11 protein-coding genes are annotated in these 15,506 nt (G+C 37.8%); 8 read left to right on the top strand and 3 right to left on the bottom strand.

Annotated features, from left to right (window positions below; genetic code table 11):
- Positions 1-6: 6 nt before the first annotated feature.
- The 3 genes from DKK70_RS13905 to rpsT form a co-directional block, all read right to left on the bottom strand.
- Complete coding sequence (locus DKK70_RS13905) at positions 7-849, bottom strand: virulence factor BrkB family protein (RefSeq protein WP_034884780.1); 843 nt, start codon at positions 847-849, stop codon at positions 7-9.
- Positions 850-861: 12 nt separating this feature from the next.
- On the bottom strand, positions 862-1,455 hold the full coding sequence (locus tag DKK70_RS13900) for an SPOR domain-containing protein (protein ID WP_110434545.1): 594 nt from the start codon (positions 1,453-1,455) through the stop codon (positions 862-864).
- A gap of 111 nt (positions 1,456-1,566) precedes the next feature.
- Positions 1,567-1,830, bottom strand: a complete 264-nt coding sequence (gene rpsT / locus DKK70_RS13895) for a 30S ribosomal protein S20 (RefSeq protein WP_086358832.1) — start codon at positions 1,828-1,830, stop codon at positions 1,567-1,569.
- Positions 1,831-2,058: 228 nt separating this feature from the next.
- Here rpsT and pgk point away from each other — a divergent pair, with 228 nt between their 5' ends.
- From pgk to rpoC, 8 genes are all read left to right on the top strand, one after another.
- Positions 2,059-3,222, top strand: coding sequence for a phosphoglycerate kinase (gene pgk / locus DKK70_RS13890; protein ID WP_086358833.1), 1,164 nt, complete (start codon positions 2,059-2,061; stop codon positions 3,220-3,222).
- A 73-nt stretch (positions 3,223-3,295) separates the two neighbouring features.
- Positions 3,296-4,375 (top strand): class II fructose-bisphosphate aldolase, encoded by a 1,080-nt coding sequence (gene fbaA, locus DKK70_RS13885; RefSeq protein WP_110424304.1) that lies wholly within the window; start codon positions 3,296-3,298, stop codon positions 4,373-4,375.
- A 190-nt stretch (positions 4,376-4,565) separates the two neighbouring features.
- Positions 4,566-4,994, top strand: coding sequence for a 50S ribosomal protein L11 (gene rplK, locus DKK70_RS13880; RefSeq protein WP_034884321.1), 429 nt, complete (start codon positions 4,566-4,568; stop codon positions 4,992-4,994).
- Between the two features lie 3 nt (positions 4,995-4,997).
- Positions 4,998-5,699, top strand: a complete 702-nt coding sequence (rplA, locus tag DKK70_RS13875) for a 50S ribosomal protein L1 (protein ID WP_110434544.1) — start codon at positions 4,998-5,000, stop codon at positions 5,697-5,699.
- A 222-nt stretch (positions 5,700-5,921) separates the two neighbouring features.
- Positions 5,922-6,419, top strand: a complete 498-nt coding sequence (gene rplJ, locus DKK70_RS13870) for a 50S ribosomal protein L10 (protein WP_034884318.1) — start codon at positions 5,922-5,924, stop codon at positions 6,417-6,419.
- Positions 6,420-6,477: 58 nt separating this feature from the next.
- Positions 6,478-6,846 carry a 50S ribosomal protein L7/L12 gene (rplL, locus tag DKK70_RS13865; RefSeq protein WP_110434543.1) on the top strand — a complete coding sequence of 123 codons (369 nt, stop codon included), beginning with the start codon at positions 6,478-6,480 and terminating at the stop codon, positions 6,844-6,846.
- A gap of 245 nt (positions 6,847-7,091) precedes the next feature.
- On the top strand, positions 7,092-11,120 hold the full coding sequence (gene rpoB, locus DKK70_RS13860; RefSeq protein WP_110434542.1) for a DNA-directed RNA polymerase subunit beta: 4,029 nt from the start codon (positions 7,092-7,094) through the stop codon (positions 11,118-11,120).
- Positions 11,121-11,210: 90 nt separating this feature from the next.
- Complete coding sequence (gene rpoC / locus DKK70_RS13855; protein WP_110434541.1) at positions 11,211-15,431, top strand: DNA-directed RNA polymerase subunit beta'; 4,221 nt, start codon at positions 11,211-11,213, stop codon at positions 15,429-15,431.
- Positions 15,432-15,506: the final 75 nt, after the last annotated feature.

Raw genomic sequence — 15,506 nt, 5'->3', positions numbered from 1 at the left:
TAGATACTACTCCGGTTTAGGTGAGTACTTTAACAGTACTTTTCTTTGTTTATTAAAATCAGTTAAGGTTGCTGCAAATTCAGCGCCAAATAGCACTATACACCACGAGCAATAGATCCATACCAACATAATAGGAATTGAAGAAACTACGCCATAAATTAGTTGATAAGTTGGGAAAGAAGTAACATAGAGCGCAAAAGCACGTTTACCAATTTCGAATAATATTGCGGCAACTAAAGCACCAATAGCCGCTTCTTTAAACGGTATTGATTCAGTAGGAATAATGCTGTAAAGCAACCAGAATCCAACAATCGATATGATAAATGGTAAAGTGCTCAGTAGTAAATCACCACTAGCGGCAGTTGATAACCATTTTAGCGAGAATATATAAGAACTAACCGCAACACTCGATCCAGCTAAAATAGGACCTAATGTTAAAATTGTCCAATACATGGTTAAGTTATACATGAATGAGCGTTTACGTTTGGTTCGCCAAATACGGTTTAACGCATTATTAATTGAATTAATCAGTAGTAATGATGTCACCATTAAACCGATAATTCCGACAAAAGTCATTTTTTTGGTATTGGCAATAAATTGTTCGAGATAATTTTGAATGGTGTCACTTGCAGTAGGTACTAGGTTGCTATAAATGAGCCGTTTTAATGATTGACTAATTTCGTCAAACATCGGAAAGGCAGAGAGTAAAGAAAAAATAACAGTTATCAGAGGGACTAATGCCAGTATGGTTGTATAAGCAAGCTCTGCTGATGAGGTGGTTAAACGGTCATGATTTACTCGAAACCATAACATTATCAAAAAGGCTCGTATATGCTTAAGTATATTCATAATATACCTTATTTAATTAGATATAATACAGTTATTAATCCCATTAGTTTCTAATGTGCTTAACACCTTTTGCGCATCACCTTTACTGGTATAGGGACCGGCAGTGACTCGATAAAATTGCTGGTTTAAAGCGATATTGCTACTAATACCAGCCATCGCCAAAGAGGCTTTTACTGCATCGGCATTGGTTTTATCTTTAAATGCGCCACATTGTAGTAACCATTTACTATTATTGGCATTTGTTGATGTAGTTGGCGAAGTCGAGGTGATAGGTTTATTATTAATAAAACTATTTAGTGCTTGTTGTCTTTCGCTCGTGGTGGTATTTGAATTACCACTGGCGTTAGAGGTTTCTAGCTCTTTAAGATAGGTCCAACGTTCTTGAGGTTTTTCTGGTAAGGTAATAGCTGGCGTCTCAGTTTTTACTTTTGGCTGCTCAACTGGCTTTTTAGGGGAATTGCTTGAAATAAAGTACAAAATAGTCGAAAACAAAATAATGATGATGATCGCAAAGATTATCATTATAGTTGGCAATAATCGTGATTTATTTTTTTTCTTTTTCTTTTTTGATTGGCTCTTTTTTCTTACATAATCACGCTGAACCACAATATGCTCTCTTTTTTATTCATATAATTAGAATAGTATATAAATAAAAAAAGTGGCCTACACCACTTTTTTTCAATTTTGTTTAACTTTATTTATCAACAGAGAAAAGTATTAAGCTAATGCTTTAATCTGTTTAATTAAATTCGCTTTATGACGTGCAGCTTTATTTCTGTGGATTAAACCACGAGCCGCTTGACGGTCAACAACTGCTTGCATGTCTTTGAATGCTACTTCAGCTGTTTGTTTATCACCAGCTGCTACAGCTGCGTAAACTTTTTTAATATAAGTACGCATCATTGAACGGTTACTAGCATTGTGTTTACGGCGTTTTTCGGACTGAACCGCACGCTTTTTAGCTGATTTGATATTAGCCAAAGTCAACTCCCAAGTTTAGATAAAATACATATTAATAAGGCGGGGAAATATGCCTGATTTTCTTTCTATTGTCAATGCTGTTACATAAAAAAATTTGCTATAAAAGTATAAATGACCTTTTTCAAGTAAATGTTTACTATATAACCGATAATGATTGTAACCTAAAAACAAATTTTATGTTAGAATAACAAAAATTTTATTGTTTATATATTTATAAGAGGAAGTCTCATGTCTATCATTAGAATGCAAGATCTTGATCTAAAAGGGAAACGTTTATTTATTCGCTCAGATCTTAATGTGCCAGTCAAAAATGGTAAGGTTACTTCTGATGCGCGAATTAAAGCATCATTACCTACTATTGAAGAAGCCATTAAAAAAGGCGCTAAAGTAATGGTTACTTCTCATATTGGCCGTCCAACGGAAGGTGAATATAACCCTGAATTCTCTTTACAACCAGTGGTTGATTATTTAAAAGAACATGTTTCTTTCCCTGTTCGTCTAGTTAAAGATTATCTTAACGGTGTCGACGTTAAAGAAGGTGAACTTGTTGTTCTTGAAAATGTACGTTTTAATGTTGGTGAAGGTAAAGATGACGAAGCTTTATCTAAAAAATATGCAGCACTTTGTGATATCTATGTAATGGATGCATTTGGTACCGCTCACCGAGCGCAAGCTTCAACTCATGGTGCCGGTAAATTTGCGCCAGTTGCTTGTGCAGGACCATTATTAGCCGCAGAACTTGATGCATTAGGTAAAGCGCTTGATAATCCAGCTCGTCCAATGGTTGCGATTGTTGCTGGTTCTAAAGTATCAACTAAATTAACCGTTCTTGATTCTTTATCAAAAATCGCTGATCAAATTATTGTTGGTGGTGGTATCGCTAATACCTTCATCGCAGCTGAAGGCTATAATGTAGGTAAATCACTTTATGAAGCTGATTTAATTCCTGAAGCGAAAAAATTAATGGCTAATTGTCATATTCCAGTTCCAACTGATGTTCGTGTAGCAACAGAATTTAGCGAAACAGCAACAGCAACTGAAAAATCAGTTAAAGATGTGAAAGAAAATGAACAGATCCTTGATTTAGGTGATGAGTCAGCAGAAGCGTTAGCTGATATTATCAAAAAAGCAAAAACCATTTTATGGAATGGTCCTGTCGGTGTGTTTGAGTTCCCTAATTTCCGTCGTGGTACTGAAATTGTTGCTAAAGCAATTGCTGATAGCCAAGGTTTCTCAATCGCTGGTGGCGGTGATACATTAGCGGCAATTGACTTATTTGGTATTGAAGATAAAATCTCTTATATTTCAACTGGTGGTGGTGCGTTCCTTGAGTTTGTTGAAGGTAAAAAACTTCCTGCGGTTGCCATGTTAGAAGAGAGAGCAAAAGCGTAATATTTTTTCGATATGAAGGATGAGCCGATTACTCATCCTTTACTTTTTATATAAATAATCTATAGGTATTAAAATGGCTACAAAGATTTCTGATGTCGTGAAACCTGGTGTTGTAACCGGTGATGATGTTCAAAAAGTGTTTCAAGTTGCTCGTGAAAACAATTTTGCATTACCAGCTGTTAACTGTGTTGACACTAATACAATTAACGCAGTAATTGAAACTGCTGCTAAAGTTGGTTCTGCTGTTATCGTTCAATTCTCTAATGGCGGTGCTCAATTTATCGCTGGTAAAGGATTAAAATTAGATGGGCAAGAAGCTGCTGTTTTAGGTGCAATTTCTGGTGCAAAACATGTTCACCTTATGGCTGAAAAATACGGTGTACCTGTTATTGTTCATACCGACCACTGTGCTAAAAAACTTCTTCCATGGGTTGATGGATTACTTGACGCCGGTGAAGCTAACTTTGCTAAAACTGGTAAACCTTTATTCTCTTCTCACATGATCGACCTTTCAGAAGAATCTTTGAAAGATAACATTGATATCTGTTGTCAATATCTTGCTCGTATGTCAGCAATGAAAATGACATTAGAGTTAGAACTTGGTTGTACTGGTGGTGAAGAAGATGGCGTAGATAATAGCCATATGGATAGTTCAGCACTTTATACTCAACCAGAAGATGTTGCTTATGCTTATGAACGTTTAAGTGCAATTAGCCCTCGTTTCACTATCGCTGCATCATTTGGTAACGTTCATGGTGTTTACAAACCAGGTAATGTGAAATTAACGCCAAAAATTTTAGATAACTCACAAAAATTTGTATCTGAAAAATTCAATTTACCAGCTAAATCATTGAACTTTGTGTTCCATGGCGGTTCAGGTTCTACACCAGAAGAAATTGCAGAAGCAGTAAGCTATGGTGTTGTTAAAATGAACATTGATACTGATACTCAATGGGCAAACTGGGCTGGTATTTTAGGTTATTACAAAGCAAATGAAGCTTATCTTCAAGGTCAATTAGGTAACCCTGAAGGCGTTGACGCACCGAATAAGAAATACTATGACCCACGTGTATGGTTACGTAAAGGTCAAGAGTCTTTAGTTGCACGTTTAGAACTTGCATTTAAAGAACTTAATGCTGTCGACGTACTTTAATACTTTAATACTTTCTATTTTTATTCTATAAAGCAGGGCTGTCCCTGCTTTTATTTTATCTGCTAATAAAAATCTTGCATTTTTGTAATAATTGTAGGATAATCTCGCCCTCATTTAACTTAGGGGAGCTGTCTATTTATTAATAGTTGTTATTAATAGAGGCGTTTGCACCCGAGAAAAGGAAACTAAAATGGCAAAAAAAGTACAAGCTTACATCAAGTTGCAAGTTGCAGCTGGTGCAGCAAATCCTAGTCCGCCAGTTGGTCCAGCACTTGGTCAACATGGTGTGAATATTATGGAATTCTGTAAAGCATTTAACGCTAAAACAGAAAGCATGGAAAAAGGTTTACCTATTCCTGTTGTTATTACTGTATATTCTGACCGTTCATTCACTTTTGTAACTAAGACTCCTCCAGCCGCTGTATTATTAAAGAAAGCTGCTAAAATCAAGTCTGGTTCAGGTGAGCCTAACAAGAAAAAAGTAGGTAAAGTAACTAGCGCTCAAATTCGCGAAATCGCTGAATTAAAAGCTGCTGATATGAATGGTGCAACCATTGAAACGATGATGCGTTCTATCGAAGGAACAGCACGTTCAATGGGCTTGGAAGTGGAGGGTTAATTCATGGCTAAATTATCTAAGAAAGCTAAACTTATCCGCGAAAAAGTAAACGCAACTAAACAATATGAAATTAATGAAGCTATTGCTTTATTAAAAGAGTTCGCAACAGCTAAATTTACTGAAAGCGTTGACGTTGCCGTTAATTTAGGTATCGATCCACGTAAATCAGATCAAAATGTACGTGGTGCTATCGTTCTTCCACACGGTACTGGACGTAGTGTACGTGTTGCTGTATTTACTCAAGGTGCAAACGCTGATGCCGCTAAAGAAGCTGGTGCTGAATTAGTTGGTATGGATGATCTAGCAGATCAAATCAAAAAAGGCGAAATGGACTTTGATGTTGTTATCGCATCTCCAGACGCAATGCGCGTGGTTGGTCAACTAGGTCAAATCTTAGGGCCTCGTGGTTTAATGCCAAACCCTAAAGTTGGTACAGTAACGCCTAACGTTGCTGAAGCAGTAAAAAATGCTAAAGCAGGTCAAATCCGCTACCGTAATGATAAAAATGGTATTATCCATACCACTATCGGTAAAGCTGATTTTGATGCAGATAAACTTAAAGAAAATTTAGAAGCATTACTTGTTGCATTGAAACGTGCAAAACCAGCCTCTTCAAAAGGTGTATTTGTGAAGAAAGTTAGCCTTTCTACCACAATGGGCGCTGGTGTTGCTATTGATCAAGCAACATTAAATGCAGCTGTTTAATTAATATTAAACAAAGAATCGGTTGGTGTCTGGCCTTAACCAGACCCCGTCCAAGACCGTAGGTGTAATTGATATTTAATTACTTAATCTTCCTACGTAGACGGTGACAGAACCTGATAAGATATAATAGAGGGATTCTGCTCATCGTGATTGTGCTAGCTACATTTGTAGTTAGTTAAAGCAATTCTAGGCTTTGCCTAGTTTAATCCAGGAGCAATACCAATGGCACTAAATCTTCAAAATAAACAAGAAATTGTTGCTGAAGTTAATGAAATCGCCAAAGGTGCGCTATCTGCAGTTGTGGCTGACTCTCGTGGCGTAACTGTAGAAAATATGACCGCATTACGTAAATCTGCTCGTGAAGCTGGTGTTTATATGCGTGTTGTTCGTAACACCTTATTACGCCGCGTTGTTGAGGGAACTCAATACGAGTGTTTAAAAGATACGTTTGTTGGTCCAACTCTAATTGCATTTTCAAACGAGCACCCAGGTGCTGCAGCGCGTATTTTTAAAGCGTTTGCAAAAGAAAATAGTAATTTTGAGATTAAAGCCGCAGCCTTTGAAGGTGAGTTGATTACTGCAGCGAACATTGATCGCTTAGCAACATTACCTACTTATGAAGAAGCATTAGCTCGCTTGATGTCAACCATGAAAGAAGCCGCAGCTGGCAAATTGGTTCGTACTCTTGCAGCGGTTCGCGATCAAAAAGAAGCTGCTTAATTGCGGTTTGATTGTGAATTTTATTAATTAAAAAAATGTAAATTTGGGAAACTATATTATGTCTATCACTAAAGAACAAATTTTAGATGCAGTTGCAGAAATGTCTGTAATGGATGTTGTTGAACTTGTATCTATGATGGAAGAAAAATTTGGCGTTTCTGCAGCGGCAGCTGTAGCAGTTGCAGCAGTTGGTCCAGCTGAAGCAGCAGAAGAAAAAACTGAATTTGATGTAATCTTAAAAGATATTGGCGCTAACAAAGTAGCGGTTATCAAAGCAGTTCGTGGTGCAACTGGTTTAGGCTTAAAAGAAGCTAAAGATCTTGTTGAATCAGCTCCAGCAACTGTTAAAGAAGGTGTTAGTAAAGCTGACGCAGATGAACTTAAAAAAGCACTTGAAGAATCTGGTGCTGTTGTCGAACTTAAGTAAGTTTATCGATAGCCAAGCTAAACGGCTGGGGGTTTTTATACCTCCAGCCTTTTTGCGCTGTAATAAGTCATACAATTTTATTTGAAGATTATCAATAAAAAGTAATAAAGAAATAATATATATATTAAGCCTAATCAATTGATATTTATAGATATTTTCGATGAGGTGTCAGGCGTTATTATTTCGTAGTACCCTGATGAATATTTAATCATGCTAAAATAGCAGATAAGCAAGTTGAGGAACTAATGGTTTACTCTTATACCGAGAAAAAACGAATTCGTAAGAATTTTGGTAAGCGTCCACAAGTCTTGGATATACCGTATCTTCTTTCTATTCAACTTGATTCGTTCCAGAAGTTTATTGAGCAGGATCCAGAAGGTCAATATGGATTAGAAGCCGCTTTTCGTTCAATATTTCCGATAAAAAGTTATAGTGGTAGCGCTGAGTTACAATACGTGAGCTTTAAAATGGGCGAACCTGTATTTGATGTTAAAGAATGTCAAATTAGAGGGATCACTTACTCAGCACCATTGCGCGTTAAATTACGTTTAGTTATTTATGATAAAGATGCGCCAGAAGGAACAGTTAAAGATATTAAAGAGCAAGACGTCTATATGGGCGAAATTCCTTTAATGACGGACAATGGTACGTTTGTAATTAACGGTACTGAACGTGTTATCGTTTCACAATTACATCGTAGTCCAGGTGTGTTCTTTGATAGTGATAAAGGTAAAACACACTCTTCTGGTAAAGTTTTATATAATGCTCGGATTATTCCTTATCGTGGCTCTTGGCTTGATTTCGAATTTGATCCAAAAGATAATCTTTTTGCTCGTATCGACCGTCGTCGTAAACTTCCTGCAACAATCATTTTGCGTGCGTTAGGTTATGAAACTGAAGAGATTTTAGATATGTTCTTCGAAAAAACAATTTTCGAAGTAGGCAAATCAAAATTAAAGATGGATCTTGTACCAGAGCGTTTACGTGGTGAAACGGCACTATTTGATATCGAATCTAAAGGCAAAGTTTACGCAGAGAAAGGTCGTCGTATTACAGCTCGTCATATTCGTGAGCTTGAAAAAGATAAAGTAACTAAAATTGACGTTCCAGTTGAGTATATTGTAAATAAAGTACTAGCTAAAAATTATATTGACGAAGAAACGGGTGAAGTCGTTGCATTTGCCAATACTCCAATTTCGTTAGAACTATTACTTCAATTAACCAATGCTGGTTATAAGAAAATCGAAACTTTATTCACTAATGATTTAGATCATGGTCCATTTATTTCTGAAACCCTAAATGTTGACTCAACACGAGATCGATTAGGAGCTTTAGTTGAAATTTACCGAATGATGCGCCCAGGCGAGCCACCAACAAAAGAAGCTGCTGAAGCATTATTTGATAATCTATTCTTCTCTGACGAGCGTTATGACTTATCAGCAGTCGGTCGTATGAAATTCAACCGTTCTTTAGGACGAGACGATATTGAAGGCGAAAGTGTCTTAACTAAAACTGATATCGTTGATGTAATGAAGAAATTAATCAGCATCCGTAATGGTCATGGTGAAGTTGATGATATCGATCACTTAGGAAACCGTCGTATCCGTAGTGTGGGTGAAATGGCTGAAAACCAATTCCGTATTGGTTTAGTGCGTGTAGAACGTGCGGTAAAAGAACGCTTATCATTAGGCGATCTTGAATCATTAATGCCACAAGATATGATTAATGCTAAACCAATTTCTGCGGCAATTCGTGAATTCTTTGGCTCTAGCCAGTTATCTCAGTTTATGGATCAAAACAATCCATTATCTGAAATTACTCACAAACGTCGTATTTCAGCATTAGGTCCTGGTGGTTTAACCCGTGAACGTGCCGGATTCGAAGTACGTGACGTACATCCTACCCATTATGGTCGTGTATGTCCGATTGAAACACCGGAAGGTCCAAACATCGGTTTGATTAACTCATTAGCGGTTTATTCTCGTACTAATGAATATGGATTCCTTGAGACGCCATATCGTCGGGTAATTGATGGTGTGGTAACTGATGAAATTAATTATCTATCAGCGATTGATGAAAGCGAATTTGTTATTGCTCAGGCTAACTCGAATCTTGATGAAGACGGACGTTTTAAAGAAGATTTAGTGACTTGTCGTTTAAATGGTGAGTCAGGTTTATATAGTCCTGAACAAGTCCATTATATGGACGTATCAACGCAACAAATCGTATCGGTTGGTGCTTCATTAATTCCGTTCTTAGAACATGATGATGCGAACCGCGCATTGATGGGTGCAAACATGCAACGTCAAGCGGTACCAACATTAAAAGCAGAAAAACCATTTGTTGGTACAGGTATGGAACGTGCAGTAGCGGTTGACTCAGGTGTAACTGCAGTTGCTCGTCGTGGCGGTACAGTACAATATGTTGATGCATCACGCATTGTAATTAATGTTAACGATGATGAAATGTATGCTGGCGAAACAGGGATTGATATTTATAACTTAACTAAATATACCCGTTCAAACCAAAATACCTGTATTAACCAAATTCCATGTGTGGAATTAGGTGAAAAAGTTGAGCGTGGTGATGTCCTTGCCGATGGTCCATCAACTGACTTAGGTGAGTTGGCTTTAGGTCAAAATATGCGTGTGGCATTCATGCCATGGAATGGTTATAACTTTGAGGATTCTATTTTAGTCTCTGAAAAAGTGGTACAAGATGACCGTTTCACTTCGATTCATATCCAAGAGTTATCTTGTGTATCTCGTGATACCAAACTTGGTGCAGAAGAAATTACCGCCGATATTCCAAATGTAGGTGAAGCGGCTCTTTCTAAACTAGATGAATCAGGTATTGTTTATATTGGTGCTGAAGTTAAAGGTGGCGATATTCTGGTTGGTAAAGTAACACCAAAAGGTGAAACACAATTAACGCCAGAAGAAAAATTATTACGCGCTATTTTTGGTGAAAAAGCGTCAGATGTTAAAGATACTTCACTTCGTGTACCAAATGGCGTTTCAGGTACAGTTATTGATGTTCAAGTCTTTACTCGTGATGGTGTACAAAAAGATAAACGTGCACTTGAAATTGAAGAGATGCAACTTAAACAAGTTCGCAAAGACTTAACAGAAGAGCTTAAAATCCTTGAAGCAGCGTTATTTGCTCGTATCCGTGATGTATTAATTTCTGGCGGTATTAAAGCCGACAAATTAGATGCCTTACCACGTGAAAAATGGTTAACCATTGGTATTGCTAATGAGAGCAAACAAGCGCAATTAGAGCAACTTGCTGAACAGCATGATGAAATTAAAGCTGAGTTTAACAAAAAACTTGAAGCTAAACGCATGAAGATCACTCAAGGTGATGATTTACAACCTGGTGTGCTGAAAATTGTTAAAGTTTACTTAGCGGTTAAACGTCAAATTCAGCCTGGTGATAAGATGGCGGGTCGTCATGGTAACAAAGGGGTTATCTCTAAAATCAACCCAATTGAAGATATGCCATATGATGATAAAGGACGTCCAGTTGATATCGTATTGAATCCGCTAGGTGTTCCTTCACGTATGAATATCGGTCAGATTTTAGAAACTCACTTAGGTATGGCGGCGAAAGGTATTGGTCAGAAGATCGATGCTATGCTAAAAGAACAGCAAGAGCTAGCTAAACTACGTGATTTTATCCAAAAAGCTTATGACCTTGGTTTAGGAGCAGCGCAAAAAGTCAATGTTGCTGAATTTACCGATCAAGAAGTGATGACATTGGCACAAAATTTACGTAATGGTATGCCACTAGCAACACCAGTCTTTGATGGTGCAAAAGAGCAAGAAATTAAAGCATTACTTGAACTTGGTGATATACCAACTTCAGGTCAAATTACCTTGTTTGATGGCCGTACTGGTGAGCAATTTGAACGTCCAGTAACAGTAGGTTACATGTACATGCTTAAATTGAATCACTTAGTTGATGATAAGATGCATGCTCGTTCTACAGGTTCATATAGTCTGGTTACGCAACAACCGTTGGGTGGTAAAGCTCAATTTGGTGGTCAACGTTTCGGTGAGATGGAAGTGTGGGCACTTGAAGCATATGGTGCCGCTTATACTCTACAAGAAATGTTAACTGTTAAATCAGATGATGTGAACGGTCGTACTAAGATGTATAAAAATATTGTAGATGGTGATCATCGTATGGAACCTGCGATTCCAGAATCATTTAATGTATTACTAAAAGAGATTCGTTCGTTAGGTATTAATATCGAGTTAGATGAAGAGTAATCTTAACTAACTGAAATGATTTCTATTTATAGGGATAACTTATCAGTAATGATAAGTTATCTAATTGGTTTAACTCCATAGGAGTCAATTGTGAAAGACTTACTAAAGTTTCTAAAAGCGCAAACAAAAACTGAAGATTTTGATGCTATCAAGATTGGCCTTGCTTCTCCTGATATGATTCGCTCATGGTCTTTTGGTGAAGTTAAAAAACCTGAAACAATCAACTATCGTACGTTCAAACCTGAACGTGATGGTTTGTTTTGTGCGCGTATTTTCGGACCAGTTAAAGATTATGAATGTTTGTGTGGAAAATATAAACGTTTAAAACACCGTGGTGTTATTTGTGAAAAATGTGGGGTAGAAGTTACTCAAGCTAAAGTACGTCGTGAACGTATGGGGCACATTGAGCTTGCATCACCTACTGCACATATCTGGTTTTTAAAATCATTACCATCACGTATCGGTTTATTACTCGATATGCCACTTCGTGATATTGAACGGGTACTTTATTTTGAATCATTTATGGTTCTTGATGGTGGTATGACAAACCTTGAACGCGGACAAATTTTAACTGAAGAACAGTATTTAGATGCGTTAGAAGAGTTTGGTGATGAGTTTGATGCACGTATGGGTGCAGAAGCTATTCAAGAGTTACTACGCAACATTGATGTTCAAGCTGAATGTGAAGCATTGCGTGATGAACTTTCAACGACTAACTCAGAAACTAAACGTAAAAAATTAACAAAACGTATTAAAATCATTGAAGCATTCATTCAATCAGAAAATAAACCAGAATGGATGATTTTAAATGTGTTGCCTGTATTACCGCCAGATTTACGTCCATTAGTACCATTAGATGGTGGCCGTTTTGCAACATCAGATTTGAACGATTTATATCGTCGCGTTATTAACCGTAATAACCGTTTAAAACGCTTATTAGATTTAGCTGCACCAGATATTATTGTACGCAACGAAAAACGTATGTTACAAGAGTCTGTTGACGCCTTACTTGATAATGGTCGTCGTGGTCGTGCAATCACTGGTTCAAACAAACGTCCATTAAAATCACTTGCCGATATGATTAAAGGTAAGCAAGGTCGTTTCCGTCAAAACCTATTAGGTAAACGTGTTGACTATTCAGGCCGTTCAGTAATCACTGTAGGTCCATACTTACGTTTACATCAATGTGGTTTACCGAAAAAAATGGCGCTTGAACTATTTAAACCATTTATCTACGGTAAATTAGAACGTCGTGGTTATGCAACAACCATTAAAGCGGCGAAGAAAATGGTTGAGCGTGAAGATGCAGTTGTTTGGGATATCTTAGATGAAGTTATTCGTGAGCATCCAGTATTATTAAACCGTGCGCCAACACTTCACCGATTAGGTATTCAAGCATTTGAACCGATTCTTATTGAAGGTAAAGCTATTCAGTTACACCCATTAGTTTGTGCGGCATTCAATGCTGACTTCGATGGTGACCAAATGGCGGTGCACGTTCCATTAACGTTAGAAGCGCAATTAGAAGCACGTGCGTTAATGATGTCAACCAACAATATTCTTTCACCTGCAAGTGGTGAGCCTATCATCGTTCCATCTCAGGACGTGGTTTTAGGGCTTTACTACATGACTCGCGATAAAGTCAATGCGAAAGGTGAAGGCATGATATTAACTGGCCCTAAAGAAGCAGAAAAACTGTATCGTTTAGGTCTTGTTGAATTACATGCTAAAGTTAAAGTTCGTATTACAGAAAGTCATCGTAATAGTATTGGTGAATGGGAAGATACAACTTCAGTTGTCGATACTACAGTTGGTCGTGCTATCTTATGGTTAATTATGCCTAAAGGTATGAGCTTCTCTGTTATCAATCAACCACTTGGTAAAAAGGCGATTTCACGAATTTTAAACATTTGTTATCGCCAATTAGGCATGAAAGAAACGGTTATCTTAGCTGACCAAGTTATGTACACCGGATTTGCTTATGCAGCGCGTTCTGGGGTATCAGTTGGTATTGATGATATGGAAATTCCAGCTAAGAAATTACAAATCATCAATGAAGCTGAAATTGAAGTTGCGGAAATTCAAGAACAGTTCCAATCAGGTTTAGTAACCGCAGGTGAACGTTATAACAAAGTTATCGATATTTGGGCAGCAGCCAATGAACGTGTTGCTAAAGCGATGATGGATAACTTATCAACTGAAAAAGTTATTAACCGTGAAGGTAAAGAAGAAGTTCAATCTTCATTTAACAGCATCTATATGATGGCCGACTCTGGTGCTCGTGGTTCTGCAGCTCAGATTCGTCAGTTAGCTGGTATGCGTGGTTTGATGGCAAAACCAGATGGTTCGATCATCGAAACGCCAATCACCGCAAACTTCCGTGAAGGGTTAAACGTTCTTCAGTACTTTATTTCCACCCATGGTGCACGTAAAGGTCTTGCGGATACCGCATTGAAGACAGCAAACTCAGGTTACTTGACTCGTCGTTTAGTTGACGTGGCTCAAGATTTAGTTGTTATTGAAGATGACTGTGGCACGTTAGAAGGCGTGGTAATGACGCCAGTAATTGAAGGTGGTGATGTTAAAGAGCCACTACGTGAACGTGTTTTAGGTCGGGTAACAGCTGAAGATGTATTAAAACCAGGTAGTGCGGATATCTTAATCCCTCGTAATACATTACTTGATGAAAGTTATTGTGATCTACTTGAACAAGAATCTGTAGATAGCGTTAAAGTTCGTTCAGTTGTTTCGTGTGATACTGACTTTGGTGTTTGTGCGAAATGTTATGGTCGTGACTTAGCTCGTGGTCACCTAGTAAATAAAGGTGAAGCAATTGGTGTTATCGCCGCTCAGTCAATCGGTGAGCCAGGTACTCAGTTAACCATGCGTACGTTCCATATCGGTGGTGCGGCATCACGAGCGGCAGCAGAATCAAGTGTTCAAGTTAAAAACAAAGGTAGTATTAAATTAACTAATGCTAAATTTGTAACTAACCCAGATCAGAAACTGGTTATTACTTCGCGTAATGCTGAATTGACGATTATCGATGAATTAGGTCGAATGAAAGAAACTTATAAAGTTCCTTATGGTTCGATTTTAACTAAAGGTAATGGTGCAGCGGTTGATGCAGGTGAAACTCTAGCTAATTGGGATCCGCATACCATGCCGGTTATCTCAGAAGCCAAAGGTTTTGTTCGCTTTGTTGATATGATCGATGGTCAAACTATTACTCGTCAAACCGATGAGTTAACTGGTTTATCCTCTATTGTGATCTTAGATGTAGCAGAACGTACTGGTGTTGGTAAAGATTTACGTCCAGCAATTAAGATTGTTGATGCTAAAGGTAATGATATTTTTGTGGCAGGTACAGAAATGCTTGCGCAGTACTTCTTACCTGGTAAAGCATTAGTACAATTAGAAGATGGTGCGGAAATCAATGTTGGTGACACACTTGCTCGTATTCCACAAGCATCTGTGGGTACTAAAGATATCACCGGTGGTTTACCACGCGTTGCCGATTTATTTGAAGCTCGTAAACCTAAAGAGCCAGCAATTCTTGCTGAAATTGATGGTATTATCTCATTCGGTAAAGAAACGAAAGGCAAGCGTCGCTTAATCATTACGCCACTAGATGGTAGCGAACCATACGAAGAGATGATTCCAAAATGGCGTCAACTTAACGTATTCGAAGGTGAACAAGTTGGTCGTGGTGATGTAATTTCTGATGGTCCTGAATCAGCACATGACATTTTACGTCTACGTGGTGTTAATGCTGTGACTCGTTACATTGTGAATGAAGTTCAAGAAGTTTATCGCTTACAAGGTGTAAAAATTAACGATAAACACATTGAAGTCATTGTTCGTCAAATGTTACGAAAAGCAACGGTTATTCATCCGGGAAGTTCACGTTTACTTGATGGTGAACAACTTGAAGTTTCACGCTTGAAGATTATTAACCGAGAACTTGAAGCTCAAGGTAAAGAACCAATTGTCTATTTGCATGATTTACTTGGTATTACTAAAGCATCACTTACTACTGAATCATTTATTTCTGCGGCATCGTTCCAAGAAACGACTCGCGTATTAACTGAAGCAGCAGTTGCAGGTAAAAATGATGAACTTCGTGGCTTGAAAGAGAACGTTATTGTTGGTCGCTTGATCCCAGCTGGTACTGGTTATGCTTATCATAAAGAGCGTTTACGTAAACGTGTAATGCCAACTAATGATGAAATTCAACCAACAACAGTTTCAGCAGAAGAAGCTACAGCTAACTTAGCGGAACTATTGAATTCAGCAGAAGAAAATCAATAAATTTTAGATAAACTGACTAAAATAGCACGTGTAATCACGTGCTATTTTTTTGTCAACAGTAGGGTACATGAAAGG

The organism is Gilliamella apicola, from assembly GCF_003202655.1.
Lineage (GTDB): Bacteria > Pseudomonadota > Gammaproteobacteria > Enterobacterales > Orbaceae > Gilliamella > Gilliamella apicola_R.
Note: the sequence above shows the minus strand (reverse complement) of the source record. Positions and strands in the feature narration are given on the sequence as shown.